This is a genomic window from Terrimicrobium sacchariphilum, assembly GCF_001613545.1.
Lineage (GTDB): Bacteria > Verrucomicrobiota > Verrucomicrobiia > Chthoniobacterales > Terrimicrobiaceae > Terrimicrobium > Terrimicrobium sacchariphilum.
This window is the reverse complement of sequence record NZ_BDCO01000002.1, coordinates 1-20,870: the sequence shown is the minus strand read 5'-3', so window position 1 is coordinate 20,870 and position 20,870 is coordinate 1. Positions and strand designations below refer to the sequence as shown.

The window sequence follows — 20,870 nt, the reverse complement described above, 5'->3', positions numbered from 1 at the left end:
TGACTATCAGAGAGAAATAGCCAGGAATATGATCTGCCTGGCTACTCTTGCGTGACGCCGAGCTCTCCCAGCAGACGATTGAGGTCGTCGCTGCCGTAGTACTCGATATGGATCGTCCCGCGTTTCTCACTGTGATGAATTACGACGCGAGTCGCCAAACGGTGCGTTAAAAGATTCTGAACGCGCTGCAAAGCGGGAGAAAGTTCAGGCTCGGAGGATGCTGCTCCGCCGCTCGAGGACGAGCGGGAGGTTGCCTTGCCGGTCTTTTTCAGGTGTTCGGCAGCCAGTTTCTCCGCGACGCGGACGGAGGCGCCCTGCCGGATGATCTGGTCGGCGAGGAGACGTTGCTCGTCGTGGGACTTGAGGGAAAGGAGCACCTTGGCATGACCGACCGAGAGACGGCCCTGCTTGACGAGGCTCTGGAGATCTTCGGCGAGATCGAGCAGGCGCATGGAGTTCGCCACCGAGGCCCGGCTCTTGCCGACGCGCTTGGAGATGTCCTCCTGCGTCATGTTGAATTCCCGGTGCAGGCGCTGGTAGGCGATGGCTTCCTCGATGGGATTGAGGCCTTCGCGCTGGAGATTCTCGATGAGGGCGAGCTCCAGCACCTCCTGGTCGCTGGCCTCGCGGACGATGGCCGGGGCCTCCTTGAGCTTCAGCTCGTTGGCGGCGCGCCAGCGGCGTTCACCGGCGATGAGCTCGTATTTTCCGTCGACCTTGCGGACGATGAGGGGCTGGATGATGCCGCGCTCGCGGATGCTCTCGACCAATTCCTGCAGGTGTTCGCTGCGGAACTCCATACGGGGTTGGAGCGGACTGGGAATGATCTGGTCGAGGGCTATGTTCTGAATGCGTTCGCCAAGTTCCTCTACCGGAGCGGGGGCCGCCACGCGGGTATTGATGAGCGCACCCAGCCCTCTGCCGAGCGCGGGTTTTGCCATGGTCTGTTATGGCCTAGCTCGCTTTGCCGGGGATGACAAGACGAAGACAATCCGTCGCTCATCTGCGGCAAACTCGCACAAGACAGGATCGGGGAAAGGTGCTTTGTTCTCCGGGTGCCTGCCTTGGACATCCTCGACCTCTTCATTGACGAAATCCCCCGCACTGGTCCGGAGCAGATGGCGCTCGACGAGGCGCTCTTTGAACAAGCGAGCCGCCCGATCCTGCGCACTTACTGCTGGGCGGAGGAATGGGTGACATTTGGATTTTCCCAATCGCAATCTGCTGTCGCTAAAGCGATTGGCGCCACTCCCCTCGTCCGTCGCTGGACAGGCGGCGGCATCGTCGAGCATCGGGGGGATTTCACCTTCGCCCTCATCGTGCCGCGGACGGATGCCTTTGCCAAAATCCGCCCCTGCGAGAGCTACCGGGTGATTCATCGGGCGATGGCCCGGGCGCTGGAACAGGCGGGGACGGCGGTGACGCTGGCTGGCCCGGTTACGGCGATGGCTCCAGGGGCGTGTTTTGCGGGTGTTCCCGCCGAGGCGGATCTGCTTCGCGCGGATGGGCTCAAGGTTTGCGGCGGAGCCCAGAGGCGCACCCAGCAGGGCATCCTTCACCAGGGCAGCCTCCAGCAGACAGACATTCCGCCGGGACTTTCGAACGCGCTCGCTTTTCAGCTGTCGGATCGTGTAGAAGAATTTGTCCCCCAAACAGACTTGAACGACAGGGTATCGGAACTGATCTCGGCCAGATACGGCTCAGACGCCTGGAATCGGCGCATTCTGTGACAAACAGGCTCTTGCTTTCCGAAGGAATCGACACAGCATTTTCAGACCATGGGTTTTTCGAATAAGGCGCATTTCCATAATCGCGAGCTAAGTTGGCTGGAGTTCAACCAGCGTGTTCTCGATCAGGCCATCGACGAATCCAACCCTCTGCTGGAGCGCCTGAAGTTCCTCTGCATCGTCAGCTCGAACCTCGATGAATTCTTCGAGGTGCGGGTGGCCGGCCTGAAGCAGCAAAAGCAGACGCATCTTTTTTCCACGGGGCCGGATGGCATGACCGCCACCCAGTCTCTCTGCGCCATCAGCAAGCGCGTGCGTCGGCTGGTCGATGACCAGTACCGCTGCTGGCGCGAGCAACTGCGCCCTCAGCTCGAGGCCCAGCGCATCCGATTTCATACGTACCCGAGCGTACCAGCAGAGGAACTCGATCATTTCGCGGAATATTTTCAGAAGAGCATCTACCCGGTGCTCACCCCGCTGGCGATCGATCCCTCGCACCCCTTCCCGCAGCTGCTCAACAAAAGTCTGAATGTCATCGTTGAACTGGAGGGCGAAGGACTGGAAACCGACATCGCCGTCGTGCAGGTGCCGCGCATCCTGCCACGCGTCGTGCCGTTTTCAAAGTCGGTCGACGGCGATGATTACGTCTTTCTTGGTCATATCATCCAGCACCACGTGAGTGCGCTGTTTCATGGGGTGAAGGTGAAGAGCGCCCACATTTTCCGCGTCACTCGCAACAGCAACCTGTACGTCGACGAGGAGGAGGCGCAGAACCTTCTCCACGCCATCGAGGCAGAATTGCGCAAGGTGAACCGCGGAGCCGCCGTCCGTATCGAGGTGGAGAAGGATTGCCCGCCCAACGTGGTCGACCGCCTGCTAGAGATCTTCAGTCTTGAGGAAGAGGATATCTTCCGCATCGATGGCCCGTTGAATTTTGTGCGCCTCATGCCGCTGGCGCTCCAGATCGACCGACCGGACCTGCGGTACAAGCGCTTCTCGCCCAATACGGTCGTGTCGCTCGATACCGAGCGGGACATCTTTTTCCACATCCGAAAGGGCGACATCCTGGTGCATCACCCGTACGACAACTTCCAGACCGTCGTCGATTTCCTCGCCCAGGCGGCGGAGGACCCGCATGTGCTGGCGATCAAGCAGACGCTTTACCGCACGAGCTCGGATTCCCCGCTCGTTCAAGCCCTCATTGAGGCGGCGCGCAATGGCAAGCAGGTCACGGTCGTGATCGAGCTGAAGGCGCGCTTCGACGAGGCGGCCAACATCAAGTGGGCGCGCATGATGCGCGAGGCGGGCGTCGACGTGGTGTATGGCGTTGCAGGACTCAAGACTCACGCGAAGGCCATGCTCATCGTGCGCAGCGAGGGCGACGGCATCCGCCGCTACGCGCACCTCGGCACGGGCAACTATCACCCCTCAACGGCGAAGATTTATACCGACCTTGGCCTTTTCACCTGCCGCGAGGAGCTGACCTCGGAACTGGCCGAGACCTTCAACTGCATCACGGGCATCTCGAAGTTCCCGCAGATGAAGGAGCTCATGGTCGCGCCGTATGATCTGGCGCCGTCTTTCATCAAGCTCATCGACCAGGAGGCGGAAAACGCCCGCGCCGGTCGCCCGAGCGGCATCTACGCGAAGGTGAATTCCCTCGTGGAGGAAAGTGTCATCGAAGCGCTTTATCGCGCTTCTGCCGCCGGAGTGCCGATACGCCTGCTGGTACGCGGCATGTGCGCGGTGAAGGTGGGCATCCCGGGAGTGAGCGACAATATCGAGGTGCGCAGCCTCGTTGGGCGTTTCCTGGAGCACAGTCGCATCTTCCGCTTTGAGAATGGCGGCGAGCCGAAGATCTATCTCGGCAGCGCCGACTGGATGCCGCGCAATCTCTTCCGCCGCGTGGAGATCGTATTCCCGATCGTCAGCCCGGGCATGAAGGACCACGTCGAGGAGATCCTCGCCTGGTTCTGGCGCGATAATGTGAAGGCCAAGGTCATGCTGCCCGATGGCACGTATGTACCGAGGATTTCCAGTGAGCCGCGTTTTGACGCACAGCAGGAATTTGTCGAGGACGCCCAGCGTCGCCGTCGTCGCAAGCAGGAGGCTGCCGCCGCCGAAAAAAATCTGTGACCAGCCTTTGCGTTTACTGCGGGTCGAGCTTTGGCATTTCCGATGCCTATGCCGCCGCTGCGACGGAACTGGGAACCCTGTGCGCTCAGCGCGGTATCACCATCGTCTACGGAGGCGGAGGAGTTGGGCTCATGGGCCTGCTGGCCGATGCAGCTCTCGCGGCTGGCGGCAAGGTGATCGGAGTGATTCCCTACGCCATGGTAGCGGAAGAGCGCGGGCATCGCGGGCTGACGGAGCTGATACCCGTCAATACCATGCACGAGCGCAAGGCCCGTATGGCCGAGCTGGCGGATGCCTTTGTCGCCCTGCCGGGAGGCATTGGTACGCTGGAGGAAGTGATCGAGGCTTATACCTGGCTGCAGCTGGGATTGCAGATCAAGCCGGTGGCGCTGCTCAATGTCGGGGGCTTTTACGATCCCCTGGTGAGCTTCCTCGATCATGCCTGCGGCGAGGGGTTTTTATCCCCCTCGCATCGCGACATGCTGATAGCGGAAACCGAATGTTTGCCGCTGCTGGAGAGACTGGCGACTGCCCGCCTCGTCCGGGTTCCGAAGGCGATCCACCGTGTTGATGGATCGCTCCCGGGATTGTAATGGCTAGATGTGGATGGCGTGTCCCTCGGCGGCGTGGGACGCCTCCATCACGGACTCGCTCAGGGTCGGGTGCGCGTGGATCGTGCCGCCGATCTCGTCGATCGTGGCCTCGAGGTTGATGGCGAGACCCAGCTCGGCGATCATCTCGGTGGCGTCCCCGCCGATGATGTGCGCACCGAGGATTTCCCCGTGCGGTTCACCGACGATAAGCTTCACAAAGCCCTCGGAGTCGCCCGTGGCGAGCGCCTTGCCGCTGGCGATGAACGGGAACTTGCCGACCTTGAACTTGAGGCCCTTCTCCTTGGCCGCGCGCTCGGTGAGACCGACACTGGCGACCTGCGGGTGGCAGTACGTGCAACCCGGGAAAACGGTCACCTTCTTTGGCTTGGTCACGCCAAACATGCCCTCGACTGCCTGGATGGCCTCGTAGCTGGCGACGTGCGCGAGCCACGGGGGCCCAATGATGTCGCCGGCGGCGTAGACGCCCTTGAGGCTGGTCTCGTAATTGTCGTCCGTCTTGATGTAGCCGCGGTCGAGATCGACCTTGAGGCCCTGCGGAAGCAGCGGGCTAACGCCGATGGCCACGAGGGCGACGTCGGCTTCCAGCGTCTCGGTCGTCTTGCCGGAGACGGTGATGCGCACGCCCTTGTTGGTCGTCTCGGTCTTTTCGACCTTGGTATTGGTGAGGATCTTGATGCCCTGCTTGGCGAGGGACTTTTCGAGCGTGACGCTGACCTCGGTATCCTCGACGGGGAGGATGTTCGGCTGCATCTCGACGACAGTCACCTTCGAGCCGAAGGCGTTGAAGAAATAGGCAAACTCGATGCCGATGGCACCGGCGCCGATGATGATGATCTCCTTCGGCTGCTCCGCGATGACGAGCGCCTGCTTGCTGCCGATGACGGACTTGCCGTTGAAGGGGAATCCGGGCAGTTCGCGGGTGACGACACCCGTGGCTACGAGGATCTTGCCAGCCTTGTGCTCGGACTTCTTGCCGTCCTTGTCCGTGACCTCCACGACGCCCGCTTTCGGGATCGCCGCTTCGCCGCGGATGTAGTCGATCTTGTTCTTCTTGAACAGCATCTCGATGCCGCCCGCGAGACGGTCGGCCACCTTGCGGCTTCGGCCGATGATCTTATCCCATTCGTAGGAAAGGCCCTCGATCTTGATGCCAAACTCCGAGCCGTGATTCTTGAGCTGCTGATAGACTTCGGCGTTCTTCAGCAACGACTTGGTGGGGATGCAGCCCCAGTTCAAACAGGTGCCGCCAGCGCGATCCATTTCGACGCACGCCACCTTTTTGCCCAATTGTGCAGCGCGGATCGCGCCCACATACCCGGCGGGACCACCGCCCACCACTATTAAGTCATAATCGGCCATAACAAGTTGAGAAGATAGCAGAACTGTCGGTATTGCAATCCCGTTGGGGGAGAACCTTGCCCGAATCCGCCCGGTTTTCGTAGGATGCTGCACGGGTTATGAATCTCCCGTCTCACCCCTTCCCCGGCATGCACCGCAGACAGTTTCTCAAGGGGTTGGGCGTCGCTGCGCTCGCCGGGCTGCGTCCCGTCTGGTCGGCTTCCGTGCCCGACAAGCTCCCGCCGTTGCGCATCCTCTACTACACAGACGTCCATAGCCGCCCGGATCTCGCTGCGCCCGAGGCTCTTGCGAAAGCGGCCGCGGCCATGAAACCCATCCCGGCGGACATCGTTCTTTGCGGCGGCGACGTCATTAATACCGGGCTGCGCGCTCCGGCGAGCGATTGCGAACCGCTCTTCGATATTTATGACGAATTTCTCAAGGCCCTCGGCCGCCCGGTTGAGCACGCCTTGGGCAATCACGATCTGGCGGGAATCTCCGACCCTCCGAATCCGGCGGCCAACCCGCGCGAGCTCGCCATGCGTCGCCTGGGCATCGTCGAGCCATACCGGACCGTCGATGTCGGTGACTACCGCGTGATGATCCTGGATTCCGTCGAGGTCATACCCGGTCCGCAGATTTATCGCGGTTACATCTCTCCCGTTCAAAAGGCTTGGATTGCCGATGTCCTCGCGCGCACCCCCAGGGAGCAGCCGATCATCCTGCTCACGCACATCCCCTTCCGCTCCACCTTCCTCCAGGCCAAGGAAAGCCCGATGGCCGCGCTGAAAAACAACCTCGTGGTGGAGAACGCCAACGAAGTCCTCGACCTGTTCCGCGACCACCGCCTGCCCGTCGTCTTGCAGGGCCACCTGCACAGCGATGAGCATATTGACTGGGCCGGACGGCACTTCATCCAGGGAGGGGCCATTTGTGCCGGGTGGTGGAAAGGTCCCAACCTCCAGACCGACTTCGGCTTCGGCCTGCTGGAGATCGCCGACAACACGATCCGTTGGAGCTACACCCCCTACGGCTGGACGGCGAAGGGCTGACTGAGAAATGGCTATGTGTTCAATTCATGGCCCGACACCTTGACCGGGGATTCGCATGAGGTCGGAAGAGCCGGCAAAAGCGATTCCTTCGTGTGATGAAAACGTTAGCTACCATGATTGGGGCAGCGGCTCTGCTCACAGCCTGCGGGCCGCCGCCAGTCCCTCCTACGCCCACCGGGAGCGAGTCGCCATCTCCGGCACCGATAATTATGAGCGATCCCACCATGCCCACGGGCACGGTGCCTGGCATGACGCCAGCGCCGGTGCTTCCTCCGACCACTCCTAATCCCACTCCAGTAACCACTCCGTCACCCTAGGTGATGGAGTGGGGTCCAAGGGAGGCCTAAGGCCTCCCGCGTGGGTCCGTTGATCGCGCTTCGATCTTCAAAAGCTCGAGAAAACGCGCGATGAGCGGGCTGCGGTCGTGTTTTTTCCAAACGGCGACCACAGGCCAGACGGCTCGGGAATCGGAAATCGTGCGGAATCGGACGCCATTGTAGTGGTTTTGCGCGAAGGACGCGGGAATCATTGAAACGCCAAGCCCCGCGCGGACCAAGCCAAGCACTGTCGTGATTTCGGGTACTTCCTGAACAATGCGGGGGTGAAATCCGTATCGACTGCACAAGTCAAGGATGTGCCGGTGGAGCGTGGGGGACTTTTCCCGGGAAATGAAAACGAAAGGCTGATCGCGGAGGTGGCTCAAATCGAAGTCTCGAGGAAATACCATGCTCTCTCCGACAGCCAGAATGAGTCGATCGGTGAGGAGTTGCTGCATCTCCAGCCCGGGAACTTTTGATGATCGAATGAATCCCATATCTATCTTGTCCCCGAGCAGGTCGTCGATCTGTTCCGAGGTCGACATGTCCCTGAGAGTTACCCTCACCAAAGGATGGACTTTGCGCAGCCGGACCAGCGCTCGAGAAACGAGATCCAGGGTGTGAAAGCCGAACCCGATGCGCAGCCGACCGGCTCCGCCCTGGGCAATCAAACGGCTGGACCTGACCAGATCATCGGCATCGGCCAGCAGGACTCTCGCCTTCGTCAGAAATGCAGAGCCCATGGCGGTGAGACGCGCACCGTGCCGTCCTCTGGTAAGCAATTCGCCACCGAGCTCCTCCTCCAGCTTGTGAATTTGCCGGCTGAGCGCTGGTTGGGTGAGATGCAGGAGTCGGGCGGCATTTCCAAAATGAAGCTGCTCGGCCAGGATGACAAAGGAGCGGATCTCCCGGAGTTCCATGCAAGAAACTTATCACCAGGATAAGAAATCACCATTGGATTCATCGAATTGGATCAGGCGATGATGGAGCCATGCATTTGGATATCGAGTGTGATCCGCAGCTGCAACGACCCCATCGGACATCGGAGGCGAGATTGCGGCAGGCGAGGCGGGCTGCAGCGGTGCTCTTTCTGGTAGATGGACTGACCTTTGGAACTTGGGCTGCGCTGATCCCAGCATTCAAACGGGCATTTTCCCTCACCGAGGGAGGGCTGAGCTGGGTGCTTTTTGCCCTCGTGGGCGGAGCAATGGTGTCGATGCCGGTGACCGGGCGCCTCATTGGTCGATGGGGTAGCCACCGGCTGTCTCATCCCGCCGCGCTGGTCTTTAGCGCCACGCTGCTGGCCCTGGCCTGGGCTCCCTCCTATGGCATGCTCATCGTATCGGCATTTTTCTTTGGTGTATGGAAGGGAGCGCTCGACGTATCAGTCAATGCTCAGGCGATCGTGGTGGAGAACGCGATGCAGAAGCCCATCATGTCGAGCTTTCAGGCATTTTGGAGCCTCGGGGGACTGGTAGCAGCCTGCTCCCTGAGCATGTTGCTGCATCAGGGGTTTTCGCACTCGCTGCTGATGACGATGATGAGCGTGGTGCTGCTGGCAATGGGGGTGTGGACTTTCGGGCGTCTGCTTCCCGATCCAGCGCCGATGCGGAGGGATGAGAAGGCCCAGGGTGATGTTTCGAAATCCTCGCGGTTACAGCTAGGACTTTTAGGCGGTCTGGCTTTCCTCGCTCTTTTCAGTGAGGGAGTGATGCTCGATTGGAGTGCTGTTTACACCGAGACAGTGAGCCGGCTTCCTGTCTCCACCGCCCCGTTGGGATTCGCGGTTTTTGCTCTCTGCATGGCGTCAGGCCGTTTTCTCGGTGACGTGGTGACCGCTCGGATCGGCAATGTCGCGATCCTGCGTGTCAGTGGCCTGGTTGCCGCCGGAGGTATTGCCTTGGCCGTGATTGGGCAGGCATGGCCCTTCGCCCTGGCGGGATTTGCCCTTGTCGGCCTGGGCGTGGCCAATATGGTTCCGGTGATCTTTGGCGCAGCCGGGCGCATCGAGGGGCAGGCTCCGGGCACGAGCCTTGCGACCGTGACAACGGCTGGCTACTTCGGCTTTCTGGCGGGGCCTCCAGTCGTGGGATTCGTTGCGGCCCACGTCGGCCTCCCGGCGGCATTCTGCGGAGTGATTGTTTTTGGGATCGCGATCGCGACGCTGGGAATCCGGGCCGTGCAAAACCGCGGAAGCCGGTCGGTGTTTGCCTCCGCGCCGGAGCCCACTGCCTGCGTGCGGTGAGGCAGCGGCTACTGTTGTTGGATCGAGAGCGGAGGAACTGGCGTTGGCGGGATTTTTGAGTAATCCGCAGGGCTGAAGTCCGCTTCCGGGCGTAGCTTGTTCAGGACGGGGCGTTCCACGCCTTGCACCACGGGTTGGGCGGGGCCGAGGAGGTCGAGGATGACGATCTCGTTCGTCCCTTTTTTCAGCCATGGTCCCGGCAGGTAAAGAGTCTGTTGGGGACCGATATTCCAGAACCGGCCGAGACAATGGCCGTTGATCCAGACCACGCCCTTGCCCCAGGACGACACGTCCAGAAAGGTGTCGCCCGGTTTGTCCACGGTGAAAGCCCCTTTCCAAAAGGCCGCTCCTTCGTTTTGTGTCGTCGGCTTCCACTGCAGGTCGGCGAGCATCTTGTCATCGAGACCAAGACGGAAAACCCTCCAATCGTGCAAGGGGGTCACTTGGTCGCCGCTCTTTACGACGACCGGCCCCTGCAAGCCTTTGCGGTCATGGAGTTGCGGGCTGAAGTTGATGCGGCCCATGGCCTCGACGAGGATGTCGAGCGTGGCTGCCTTGGAGCGCTCCGGCAGATCGATGGAGAATTTTCGGCTTCGCCGGTCCATGACGCCCATCGGCTTCCCGTCGAGAAAAACCCAGGCGAGATCGTGGGCAAAGGCGGCCTCCAGCGTTCCGGCGGGGCCGGGTGGAAGCGTCGTGCGATAAAGGATCACTCCACGGCCCTGGGCGTACTTCTCCATCGTTCGAGGTTCGGTGTCCGTGATGGGCTGTGGCAGATTTTCAAAGAGAGGAGCTTGTTCGCGGAGCGTGATCTGTGGAAAGGCGACGACAGGTGCAGCCTGCGGAGGCTCGAGTATGAGTTGCTCCGCGGGGCTGTGTTTCTTGATCAACTCGCGGGTGGCGAGAAACTTCGGAGTCACCCAGCCTGCCTCGCTGATCGGGGCATCGTAGTCGTAGCTCGTGGTATCGGGCGAAAACGCGGCTTTTTGCGGCTTCGGGCCGACCGATCCGGCCCAGAGTCCGAAGCTCGTGCCGCCATGGGCCATGTAGATGCTGAAAGAGATGTTGTTCTCCAGCATGTACTCCAGGTTTTTGAGGTAGCCCTTGAGGTTGCCCTCCTGGTGCGGGGTGCCCCAGCCATCGAACCAGCCGGGATAGAATTCCCCGCACATCAATGGTGCGTCCGGCTGAATCTGGCGAAGAGTCTTGAATGCCCCGGGAGCATCGCTGCCGAAATTCGCCACCTTGAGCAGACCCTCTGGCACCGGCTTGGAAAGGAGGTTCGGCGGATTACAGACAAACATCGGGATGTCGAATCCAGCTGCGGTAAACGCGGACTTTAGCGCGTCCAGATACTTCACGTCATCGCCATAGTAACCGTACTCGTTCTCCACCTGAACCATGAGGATCGGGCCGCCCTGGGTGATCTGCTCGGGTGCGAAGACCCTGCCGACTTCCTTGATCCATGCCAGCGCGGGCTTCATGAACTCCGGGTCTCGGGTGCGCAGGACATTGCGATCACCTTTCAGGAGCCACCATGGGAGTCCGCCCATTTCCCACTCGGCGCATGAATAGGGACCGGGTCTCAGGATGACCCACAGGCCTTCCTGTTGAGCGAGGCGGCAAAACTCCAGCGCATCCCGCTCCCCGCTCCAGTCATATTTTCCCTCCTCCCATTCGTGGAAATTCCAGAACAGGTAAAGACATACCGCATTCAGCCCCATCGCTTTGCACATCTGGAGACGCTGTTTCCAATATTCCCGCGGAATTCTCGCAAAATGAAGTTCGCCACAGCGGATCACAAAGGGCTGACCGTCCAGAAGGAAGGATGCCTTGCCGATTTGGAAGGTATGAGCGGGCTCTTGGGCCGCGATGGTCTGGCCAATCGTCAAAATGGCAACAAGGCCGGCGCAGAGGAGGGATCGATATCGCATTCCAAGGATGAAGTGATCCTAGATCGTATCGATATAATACCACCAAATGGCAAAGAAAAAATACCGGGCGGATTTACCCGCCCGGTATGACTGGGAGAGGGTGAATGTGCCCTTCGGGGGTTACGGCACGACCGCGATCTTAATACCTTCCAAGGCGATATTGGTCTGCATCGCCTGGTTGATCTCGGCCAGCGGGAACGTATGGGTGACAAGATCCTCGATCGGGATGCCTATCGTCACAAGGTGGCGAATCATGGCGATGGCAATCGGATATTCCTGAGCCGTATAAACCCAGGAACCCACGGCGGTGATCTCCTTTTTACAAAGGTCCTCGTGCGGGTTGATCGAGCATTCCCCATTGTCCATGAAGAATCCGACCTCACAGAGGCCGCCGCCCCGGCGGACGAATTTCCAAATTTGCGCGGCGGCCGCTGGCACGCCGGTACACTGAAAGGCGAAATCCGCTCCGCGTCCTTTAGTGGCCCCGCGAATGGCGGCCAGTGTTCCCTCCGTGCCGAGCTCTTTGACGTTGAGCGTGGTGGCCGCGCCCATCTTTTTGGCGAACTCCAGCCGCTGCGGCACTGCATCGACTGCGGTGATGTCGGAGATGCCATAGGCATAAAGCGTGGCGATCATCATGAGGCCGATCGGGCCACAGCCTTGCACGACGACATTACTGGCAAAATTCAGAAGGCCAGTGGTTTTGGCTCGTTCCAGGGCGTGTACCGTTACGGCCATTGGCTCGATGAGGATACGCTGTTTCAAGCTCATGCCATTGACCTGAAACACCGTCGATCCGGCGCGCACGACGAGATGGGAGGCAAAGAAGCCGTTCAGGTGGTAGTCCGGGCTGTCGGGAAAGAGGCCATATACCCCGAGCGAATCACTGAGATTGGAGCGATGGGGGAAATCCTTGGTAAACGGGCAGTCCTCCGGCACGAGCACGGAGGTGACGATGCTATCGCCGACGGATAGCGTCTTGCCTGTCGTATCGGGAGCGACATTTTCCCCGAGGGCGACTATCTTGCCGGTGCCTTCATGACCGAGCACCACAGGGATAAGGCCGAACGGGTCGCGCTTATACTCATGGACGTCCGTGCCGCAGATGCCGCAACCTTCCACCTCGACGAGGATTTCCCCCTCGCGCAGGGTCGGGATGGGAAATTCACGCACTTCGATTGATTGCGGGCCGAGCAATACCGCCGCGCGGGCGGTTTGAGAATTGGGAGAACTCATATTTTCCCCAGATTATCTGTCCGAATATTTCTGTCTTAAAGAAGATTTTCTAATATTTCACAGAAAAACAGACTCAAAAGGACGAAAACGGGCAGTTTAGGGGAAAGAACCTCCCGGGAGGACTTTGGAATAGCTTTTTCAAAAAAGGGGGACCGGTCCTGTTTCTGACGCGTGACTAATCCCGGAAAACGATCGCCTTGGCGCCGTGAACGAGGACTCGATCTTCGACATGGTAGCGGACACCTCGCGCGAGGGCGAGACGTTCGCAATCGCGGCCAAGGCGTACCAGATCATCGGGATCGTGGTAATGCTCCACACGAGCGACCTCCTGCTCGATGATCGGACCGGCGTCGAGGTCCTCCGTCGCGTAATGGCAAGTCGCACCGATGAGCTTCACGCCGCGTTCGAAGGCCCGCTTGTAGGGATTGGCTCCCACGAACGCTGGCAGGAAGGAATGATGGATATTGATGACCCGCGCGTCGTATTCCCGGCACAGCCATCCGGGCAGTACCTGCATGAACCGCGCCAATACCGCCAGCTCAACGTCATTCGCGCGGAGGATCTCCCCCACCCGCTGAAATGCTGCGTCCTTGTCGTCGCAGAAATCGACGTGCTCGTAGGGAATGCCCTCGCGTTCGACCAGCGGGCGGCAGTCTGGATGGTTGGAAATCACGACGGGGATCTCCAGGCCGAGCTCTCCGGAGCGCCAGCGCCAGAGGAGGTCGACGAGGCAATGATCCTGCTTGCTGACCAGGATGGCGGTGCGTCGCTTGCGGTCGGCCGGGCGCATCGTCCAGGAGGCGTTGAGTTCCGCCGCCAGCTGGGCAAAGGAGGACTCAAACTTTTCCGGGCTCCACGCAGAGTCGCCGGCTTCCACTGCGGCGCGAGCAAAGAACCACCCGCTCGTTTTATCCGTGTACTGGCTGACCTCGAGCAGGTTACCGCCCTCGGCCGCAATGCGCCCGGTGATGCGCGCCAGCACGCCCACGGCGTCGGGGCAGTTGAGCTTGAGAATGGTCGTGGCCACTCAGTAGGTCGGGTCCAGCTTGAGCGATTTGAATATCTCCTCGCGGAGCGGACCCATTTTCGCCTCTTCGGCCATCGGAGCCTGCCAGGTGAGGAAATACAGCGTGCCCGTCTTGTCGTTGGCCTTGGCGAGATTGATCACCTCGACATTCCCTGAGTCGGCCTCGATCTTGTACTCTGCGCGATAGACGATGTAATCGCCCTCGGTTGTCTTTTTCAACTCGCCGCCGCCTTCGTCCTGCGTTGAGGAAAGGAGTTCTGCCGCGTACTCGCTCGGCTTCATGCTGTTGCGATCGGGCACCTTGGTCGTGACGCTGATGATGAGGCCGGCAGTGAACGGATCATTCTCCGATTCCACCTTTTCGCGCGTGATCTGGTAGACGCTCAGGCCGTCTTCGCCTTCCTCATGCAGGAACCAGCCGCTTGGCAGCTGGACGGAGCCCTTGATCGCCTTCAACTCAGCCGTCGATCCCGCAGGCGTTGGGTCGGCGGCCTGCAGCATCGCCGTGCAGGCGATCAGCAGGAGGAGCATGCATGCTTTCATTCCTTCGTCAGTTTGGCGGATTTTTTGAAATCAGGAAAGCGTTCGCGCAATTCCTTCGTGGCTTTCTCGGCTTCGAAGGTATTGCCAGCCTTGCGGTAAGCCTCGGCGGCGAGTTCGAGCGCGCGGGGCGTGACGGCAGGATCGTTGTATAGCACCGCCAGGCTCAGGAAGGCGCGCGCCGCGCCATCGTAATCGCCTTTGCTCATGGAAATCTCGCCGGAGAGCATGCGGGCGTCGGCATTGTAGGAGCCTTCCGGTTGTAGGAGCAGAGCCTCCTCGTCAAGGCGCTGGGCTTCGTCATATTGCTTTGCCGCGAGGGCGATCCGGCCCTGGGCGATCAACCCTCGTGCACGGCTGGCGGGATCACGTGCGACCTTGAGGTAATTCGCCACATGCGGCGATGCCGCGCTGGCTTTGCTGAGGCGGATCTGCGCCTCCGCCAACTCGATGAGTGCGTCCGGTTCCGCCGTCTTGCCCTCCGTCACGACCGGGAGGAGATTGCGCTCGGCGGTGGCGTAGTCACCCTCCTCAAAGCTCTTGCGGCCCAGCCAGCGGTTGATCTCGGCAGGTACCTGCACCTTGGGATTTTCTTTCAGCGCCTGCTTCAGGGCGTCGGTATTCTGCTGGTAGTAGTAGGAAAGAATGATCCGTAGCGTGGCGCGGTCGGCGTATTGCGGGTCGAGCTTGCGTGCGGCATCCAGGCTCGGGATGGCTCCCGCGTAATCCTTGTTTTCATACGCGGCCCAGCCGATCCAGAAATTTGCCTGCCCGGCGGCCGAGGTCTTCGGATATTCCGCGAGGAGCTGTTTGAAGGTCGCGGTCATCGCCTTGTAGTCCTGCTGCTGGCCCTCAATGAGGGCCTTTTGCTGGAGAGCGAGTTCACGCTCCTTGGCCTCCTTGTTGTTGTCGATGACAGAGTTGAAGTCTTTCAGCGCGCCGGGGTAGTCCTTCAGTTCCTGCAGCGCTAGCCCGCGCTGGATCGTCGCGTTGAGCGCGGAAGAACCCTTTGGGAACTGCTGGAGGTAGCTTGTGTAGACTTGGGCTGCCGGGGAATACTGCCCCGTCTTGCCCAGGCACCACCCGAGTTTCATCATCGCCTTGCCCTTGATGTCGGCATCGAGACTGGAGGCGAGTACCTGATTGTACAGCGGGGCGGCGGCGCCGTAGTCCTGCTTCTTGAAAAGCGCCTCGGCCTTGAGCAACTGGGCCTGCGCCCGCTGCTTCGGGTCTTTGCTCACCTGCAGGAAGTTATCGACCTCCGTGAGCAGTGCCGGGTCCTCGAGCTGGTACATGCTCACGAGTTTCTGGAACCTCGCGTCCTGCGCCTGTGCCGCCTCGGGGTATTGGGTGATGAGCTGGTTGTACACGGTCTGTGCAGACTGTGCGTTACCGAGCTGGCGGTAGGAGTTCGCCGCCAGCAGCAGGGCCTCGGCGCGGGTATCTTCCGGGAGGCCATCGAGGTACTTGTCTTTCAGCGAGGTGACCTTCTGGTAGTTCCCCGTCGTATAAAATGTGCGCATCGCGCCAAGCACGGCGATCGCCTTCCAGTCGCCCAGATCGGGTAGCGCTAGCGCGGCGTCGAAGAGCGAGGCGGCGCGTTTCTGGTCACCCAGTTCGGCCGCGATCGCGGCGGCCTTTACCGCAGCCTCGGCGCGCATGGCGGAGGGCCCGGGATCGGCGGCAAGCTTGGCAAATGCCTCCAGCGCCTCCTTTTTATTCCCGGCGTTGGCATTCACCTCGGCGAGGGAGAGCCGGGCGTAGTCGCGATAGGGATTGTCCTTCGTGACGTCGGCCACTTCCTGGTACACGCTCACCGCGTCGTCTGTACGCTTGAGCTTCTCCAGGCAGCGGGCCTGCTGGTACTTTGCCGAGAGCTTTACCTCGGGACTGGTGGCCTGCGAGGCCGCGGTCTGGAATTGCTTGAGGGCCTGCTCGTACATCCGATCGGCAAAAAGATACTCTCCCAGTCGAAATGCACCCGCCCCGACGAATTCGCCGGTCTGGAACTGCGTCACCAGCCGCTGGTAGGCATCGCGGGCGGACGCTTCATTGCCGAGCAGCCGATGGCTTTCTCCGAGACGAAAGAGCGCTTGGTCACGCTGGGTGGCAGTCGGATGGGCGATGAGGAATCTCTCATACTCCGCCACTGCGTAGTCGTACATCTTGCGGGCGTAGACGGCATTGGCGCGGTTCAGGTCGTCTGCCGTGGTGTCGGCGGCAGGTGCGGCGGGAGAGAGACGAATGATCCCATCCTCGTCCGGCGTCGGCACCGCCACGGCGGCGGCTGGCGTTGCAGTGGGAATCACCGCTGGCGTCGCGGTCGGGATCGGTTCCATGCGCTGCACAGGTTCCGCACGGCGGATCGGGATCGGCGTGGCCACGGGCACCGGTGTTGTTGGCCGGGCTGGGCGCTCGATCGGGATCGGCGTCGCCACGCGTACCGGGGTCGAGGCTGGAGCGTCTGCAGGCATGCGCTGCCATCCGCTCTCTGGTGTGGGACTTACGGTGACGCGGCCCTGAGGGCGAAAGGGCGTGAAGCCCGGCTCCGGCGCGAAGTTTCGTGGGTCGACGGTCGGTGCGGGGACCGGTGTGGGAGTGGGAGTCTGCGCCGGGGTTGGCGTGACGTGGTTCATCCATGAAGGATTCTGGTAATCGAAATCAGACCCCTGTTCCCCCCGGATCACCGGGATCGCGCGACGCACCTCGGGCTCCTGTGCCATCAGCGTACAGACGCACGCTGCGCTGCCGAGCAGCGAAAGGGTGAGCGAACCTTTCATCAATCCGGCTTGCTCGTGGCAAAGGCCACGTTCCAGATATTGGCAGCGCGGCAGATGTCGAGCACGTCGACCACATACTTGTAGTCGACATTCTGGTCACCCCGCAGGACGACGGCCTGATCCGGGTAGAGCTGGGCGATGCGGGCCAGGGTTTCCTGCAACTCCGCGGGCGTCATCGAGCGGCGGTTCATCACGATGGAACCATCGCGCCGGACGTTGAGAATCACCTCGCCGACCGGGCGGCGGTTTTCCTTGCCCTCGCGGGCGGCAGGCACCTTCACATCCAGCTCGGCCTCATTGCGGGCGAAGTTCCACGTGAGAATGAAGAACACGAGGAGAAACAGCAGAATGTCCACAAATGGGGCAATCTGGAACACCACGCGCTCGGGCGCGGTATGGGAGCGAAAGTTCACAGTCGGTCAGAGCCCTTGTAACCGCTCGCACTCATCAGCGCCATCAGGTGCGTCGTGGCACCCTCCAGCTCGGAGATAGCCCCCTGCACGCGTCCGCGGTAAAATGCATATGCCGCCATCGCCGGGATACCTACCAGCAGGCCAGTGGCCGTGGCGATGAGCGCCTCGCCGATGCCATGCGCCAGCATTGTCGGGCGTTGCGCCGCTGCGTCGATCGCGATCACGCCAAAGGACTGTACGATGCCGATCACGGTGCCGAGCAGCCCGAGCATGGGAGCGATCGTGCCGATGTCGGCCAGCAGGGCCACCTGTTGATTCAGGGCGCTGGCCTGCCGGGTGCCCTCGGTCATTGCGATCTCACGAGCCTCCTCGAGGGTTGCTTTCGGGTTCTTCGTCAGAAAGTCCATCGTGCGCCGCATCACGCGGGCCACGCCTTCATTGTGCCGGTTGGAGATCGCCAGCAGCCCGAGGTAATCCCGCTTGCGGATCAAGGCATCCGCCGTATGCATGAACCGGCCCGACACCATTGCTCCCCGCCGGGCTGAAAAGAAGAAAACGATGATCAGCATCACGGTGATGACTGACAGGATGCCCAGCGGGATCATCATGGGTCCGCCCGAGACGGCCATCTGCCAAAGCGTCGCCGACTTTGGACCCGGTCCCCCGGGGGTCAAGGCAGCATCCTGGGCCAGCACGGAGCCAGCAACGGCAAACGACGCCAACGTCGCAACAGCGGTTTTCATGGAATTGCGCTAAAATAGTACCTTCCCCCGCAGGCGCAAGCTCGGGAAATTGGGGCCTTCTTTGGCTGAACTCGGGAAACACCGGAGATATTTCAATCCGATGCGAAAAATATTCCTCCCAAACGGGTTCGTCCCAGGCGCTCGCCGCGATTCGAGGGAATATGTATTGCCTGATTGCTAGCTCGCGGCAATCAGCCGACGGTTTTTCCAGAAATAGGCCGCGCCAGAGTAGACGGTCAGCGCCACGGTGACGGCAATGAGCAAATCGCCGAGAATTTGTGCCGCGGCACCGGTCAGCAGCGGGATTTTGATGCTCCACTCCACGCTGGCCAGCAGGAGCAGGAAGTAGATGATCGTGATCATCTGCCAGGCGGTCTTGTGCTTTCCGAGCTTCTCGGCTGGCAGGACGATCCCCTTGGAGCTGGCCAGCAGACGGAGGCCGGTGATGAGAAACTCGCGGCTGATGATGATGATAACGGCCCAGGCCGGGATGTAGCCGTAGGTGATGAGGCAGATGAAAGCCGAGGCGGTGAGGATTTTATCCGCCAGGGGGTCCATGAGCTTTCCGAAATCCGTGATGAGGTTGTACTTACGAGCGATGACCCCGTCCAGGTAGTCCGTGGCCGTAGCCACGAGGAAAAGGGCAAGCGCGACCGTGTGTGAACACGGCCAGCTCGTCGACAGCGCCAGGACGAAAAAGCCGGCGAGGATCAGTCGGAAAATGGTCAGCAGGTTGGGCAGATTCATCGGGGAAAGATTGCCTAGACCGTCCAACACGCGTGAGGTAGCGTGGACGGCTCACTTTTTATTTCATGAGTCAAAGCGATATCGGGTTAATCGGCCTCGCCGTCATGGGCGAGAATCTCGTTCTCAACATGGAAAGCAAGGGCTTTCGCGTTAGCGTCTATAATCGGACGACGGCGGTCACGGAAAAATTCGCCGCTGGCCGTGCGAAGGGGAAGAACATCGTCCCGACCCGTACGCTTGAGGAATTCGTCTCCTCGCTGGCCCGTCCGCGCAAAGCCCAGATCATGGTGAAGGCTGGCGCCCCGGTGGATGCCGTGATCGAGCAGCTCATCCCGCTCCTCGAGCCGGGCGACATCATCATCGACGGCGGCAACTCGCTTTGGACCGACACCCAGCGCCGCGAAAAATATCTCAAGGAAAAGGGCATTCATTTCTTTGGCGTCGGCGTCAGCGGCGGTGAGGAAGGCGCTCTCAAGGGCCCGTCCATCATGCCCGGCGGTTCCAAGGAAGGATGGGAGGCGATCGCCCCCATCTACACAAAGATCGCGGCCGTCGCCGAGGGCGAGGCCTGCTGCCGCCACATGGGACCCGATGGCGCCGGTCATTACGTGAAGATGGTGCACAATGGCATCGAGTACGGCGACATGCAGCTCATCTGCGAGGCCTATGCGATTCTCAAGGCGGCCCTGAATCTCAGCGCGGCGGAGTTTCACGCCATTTTCAAGGAATGGAACAGCGGCGTGCTGAATTCCTTCCTCATCGAGATCACCGAGCACATCTTTACCAAGGTCGATCCCGAGACGGGCAAGCCGCTCGTCGACGTCATCCTCGACAAGGCCGGCCAGAAGGGCACGGGCAAGTGGACCGTCGGCCATGCCGTGGAACTCGGCGTGCCGCTCTCCGTCATCAGCAGCGCCGTCGAGGCCCGCATCCTCAGCTCGCTCAAGGACGAGCGCGTTGAGGCCTCGGCCACCCTCCCCGCCCCGGAGGTGAAGCCTTTCACCGGCGACCGTCAGGAGCTCATCGACGCCGTACGCGACGCCCTCTACGCGAGCAAGATCATCAGCTACGCCCAAGGCTTCGTCCAACTCGGCGTCGCCGCGAAGCTGTACGACTGGAATCTGAACTTCGGCGACATCGCCTCCATCTGGCGTGGCGGTTGCATCATCCGGGCGCAGTTCCTCAATCGCATCACCGAGGCCTATCGCCGCAATCCCGCGCTGAAGAACCTCATCCTCGACCCGTACTTCACCGACATCATTGCAAAGACGCAGGCCCACTGGCGCTACGCCGTGCAGACTGCCATCGGGTACGGAGTGGCTGCTCCGGCCTTCTCCGCCGCGCTCAGCTACTACGACAGCTATCGCTCGGCCCGTTTGCCCGCCAACCTGCTCCAGGCGCAGCGCGACTACTTCGGCGCTCACACCTACGAGCGCGTCGACAAACCCGCCGGGGAATTCTTCCATACGGAGTGGTTCGCCGATAAGCAGTAAAACCGGCGGAAAATTCCGTCGCCCGAAAATTCTTTTCGGAAATCTCCAGGGGCCGCACGAATCGTGCGGCCCCTTTGTTTATCAGGGCTGGCGGCGGGATGTGTCTATACAAGTGCGGGCTGAATCCGCCAGGATTATGAAATTTTTCAAAAAGGGTGGTTGACCTTTTGCGTGGTTTTACTAGGTTGCTCATCCCGCCGCACGAAAGTCCGGCAGGGCAGAAGTTCTCAGCAGTTCCAAATGGAGCTGCCAGCAAGGTCTCCGGACCGAAGCTGACCGCAAAAGAGTCTGGCTTTAGTGCCGACAGCGGTTCCTGAAAAACTTAAAAAACTTTTCAGAAACAGTTGACTCCGAAAGCGAATGAGATATTCTCGCCAACCCGTCCGATCACAAGTCGGTTCGGAAAAACAAGTCTCAGAGCCGGAAGGTTCACTGAGCGATGATATTTGAAAGTCTGATTCTGGTTTGCCGGTTTAAGGCAAAATTCAGAACGTTTTTTATCAGCAAAACACACATTCAACAGATGTT

The 20,870-nt window shown here is 60.6% G+C and carries 17 protein-coding genes and 1 pseudogene; 7 read left to right on the top strand and 11 right to left on the bottom strand.

Features of this window, described 5'->3' with window-relative positions; all coding sequences use genetic code 11:
* Positions 1–41: 41 nt before the first annotated feature.
* Positions 42–941 (bottom strand): ParB/RepB/Spo0J family partition protein, encoded by a 900-nt coding sequence (locus tag TSACC_RS00865; RefSeq protein WP_075077519.1) that lies wholly within the window; start codon positions 939–941, stop codon positions 42–44.
* Between the two features lie 114 nt (positions 942–1,055).
* Between TSACC_RS00865 and TSACC_RS00860 the strand changes: the two genes are divergently transcribed.
* From TSACC_RS00860 to TSACC_RS00850, 3 genes and pseudogenes are all read left to right on the top strand, one after another.
* Positions 1,056–1,730 (top strand): lipoate--protein ligase family protein, encoded by a 675-nt coding sequence (locus TSACC_RS00860; protein WP_153811187.1) that lies wholly within the window; start codon positions 1,056–1,058, stop codon positions 1,728–1,730.
* A gap of 42 nt (positions 1,731–1,772) precedes the next feature.
* Positions 1,773–3,863: pseudogene (gene ppk1 / locus TSACC_RS00855) on the top strand (polyphosphate kinase 1); the annotation flags it as partial.
* Positions 3,860–4,456, top strand: coding sequence for an LOG family protein (locus TSACC_RS00850; RefSeq protein ID WP_075077516.1), 597 nt, complete (start codon positions 3,860–3,862; stop codon positions 4,454–4,456). The pseudogene ppk1 and the gene TSACC_RS00850, both read left to right, overlap by 4 nt.
* 3 nt (positions 4,457–4,459) lie before the next feature.
* Here TSACC_RS00850 and lpdA read toward each other — a convergent pair whose 3' ends face one another.
* Positions 4,460–5,836: a dihydrolipoyl dehydrogenase gene (gene lpdA, locus TSACC_RS00845; RefSeq protein ID WP_075077515.1), complete on the bottom strand. Its 1,377-nt coding sequence runs from the start codon at positions 5,834–5,836 to the stop codon at positions 4,460–4,462.
* Between the two features lie 98 nt (positions 5,837–5,934).
* Here lpdA and TSACC_RS00840 point away from each other — a divergent pair, with 98 nt between their 5' ends.
* The gene (locus TSACC_RS00840; RefSeq protein ID WP_084400093.1) at positions 5,935–6,867 is read left to right on the top strand and encodes a metallophosphoesterase; all 933 of its coding nucleotides are present in this window, start codon (positions 5,935–5,937) and stop codon (positions 6,865–6,867) included.
* Positions 6,868–7,210: 343 nt separating this feature from the next.
* Here TSACC_RS00840 and TSACC_RS00835 read toward each other — a convergent pair whose 3' ends face one another.
* Complete coding sequence (locus tag TSACC_RS00835; RefSeq protein ID WP_075077513.1) at positions 7,211–8,104, bottom strand: LysR family transcriptional regulator; 894 nt, start codon at positions 8,102–8,104, stop codon at positions 7,211–7,213.
* A 71-nt stretch (positions 8,105–8,175) separates the two neighbouring features.
* Here TSACC_RS00835 and TSACC_RS00830 point away from each other — a divergent pair, with 71 nt between their 5' ends.
* Positions 8,176–9,429 carry an MFS transporter gene (locus TSACC_RS00830; RefSeq protein WP_084400092.1) on the top strand — a complete coding sequence of 418 codons (1,254 nt, stop codon included), beginning with the start codon at positions 8,176–8,178 and terminating at the stop codon, positions 9,427–9,429.
* Between the two features lie 8 nt (positions 9,430–9,437).
* On the opposite strand, the gene TSACC_RS00825 is transcribed toward TSACC_RS00830, so the two are convergent.
* Complete coding sequence (locus tag TSACC_RS00825) at positions 9,438–11,231, bottom strand: glycoside hydrolase family 35 protein (protein ID WP_237763996.1); 1,794 nt, start codon at positions 11,229–11,231, stop codon at positions 9,438–9,440.
* Between TSACC_RS00825 and TSACC_RS22310 the strand changes: the two genes are divergently transcribed.
* Positions 11,208–11,453: a hypothetical protein gene (locus TSACC_RS22310; RefSeq protein WP_237764015.1), complete on the top strand. Its 246-nt coding sequence runs from the start codon at positions 11,208–11,210 to the stop codon at positions 11,451–11,453. The two genes, TSACC_RS00825 and TSACC_RS22310, sit on opposite strands and share 24 nt — an antisense overlap.
* 30 nt (positions 11,454–11,483) lie before the next feature.
* On the opposite strand, the gene TSACC_RS00820 is transcribed toward TSACC_RS22310, so the two are convergent.
* The 7 genes from TSACC_RS00820 to pgsA all read right to left on the bottom strand — a co-directional run bounded on the left by TSACC_RS00820 (position 11,484) and on the right by pgsA (position 18,849).
* Positions 11,484–12,599: a zinc-dependent alcohol dehydrogenase gene (locus TSACC_RS00820; RefSeq protein WP_075077511.1), complete on the bottom strand. Its 1,116-nt coding sequence runs from the start codon at positions 12,597–12,599 to the stop codon at positions 11,484–11,486.
* 175 nt (positions 12,600–12,774) lie between these two features.
* Entirely contained in the window at positions 12,775–13,626 is an 852-nt protein-coding gene (gene purU, locus TSACC_RS00815; RefSeq protein WP_075077510.1) for a formyltetrahydrofolate deformylase, read from the bottom strand.
* Positions 13,627–14,169: a hypothetical protein gene (locus tag TSACC_RS00810; RefSeq protein WP_075077509.1), complete on the bottom strand. Its 543-nt coding sequence runs from the start codon at positions 14,167–14,169 to the stop codon at positions 13,627–13,629.
* Positions 14,166–16,946 carry a tetratricopeptide repeat protein gene (locus TSACC_RS00805; protein WP_075077508.1) on the bottom strand — a complete coding sequence of 927 codons (2,781 nt, stop codon included), beginning with the start codon at positions 16,944–16,946 and terminating at the stop codon, positions 14,166–14,168. Before TSACC_RS00805 ends, TSACC_RS00810 begins: the two co-directional genes overlap by 4 nt.
* The gene (locus TSACC_RS00800; protein WP_075077507.1) at positions 16,946–17,359 is read right to left on the bottom strand and encodes an ExbD/TolR family protein; all 414 of its coding nucleotides are present in this window, start codon (positions 17,357–17,359) and stop codon (positions 16,946–16,948) included. Before TSACC_RS00800 ends, TSACC_RS00805 begins: the two co-directional genes overlap by 1 nt.
* Positions 17,356–18,102: a MotA/TolQ/ExbB proton channel family protein gene (locus TSACC_RS00795; RefSeq protein ID WP_075077506.1), complete on the bottom strand. Its 747-nt coding sequence runs from the start codon at positions 18,100–18,102 to the stop codon at positions 17,356–17,358. Before TSACC_RS00795 ends, TSACC_RS00800 begins: the two co-directional genes overlap by 4 nt.
* 177 nt (positions 18,103–18,279) lie before the next feature.
* Positions 18,280–18,849 carry a CDP-diacylglycerol--glycerol-3-phosphate 3-phosphatidyltransferase gene (pgsA, locus tag TSACC_RS00790; protein WP_075077505.1) on the bottom strand — a complete coding sequence of 190 codons (570 nt, stop codon included), beginning with the start codon at positions 18,847–18,849 and terminating at the stop codon, positions 18,280–18,282.
* 65 nt (positions 18,850–18,914) lie between these two features.
* On the opposite strand from pgsA, the gene gnd reads away from it, so the two are divergent.
* Complete coding sequence (gnd, locus tag TSACC_RS00785) at positions 18,915–20,342, top strand: decarboxylating NADP(+)-dependent phosphogluconate dehydrogenase (protein ID WP_075077504.1); 1,428 nt, start codon at positions 18,915–18,917, stop codon at positions 20,340–20,342.
* Positions 20,343–20,870: the final 528 nt, after the last annotated feature.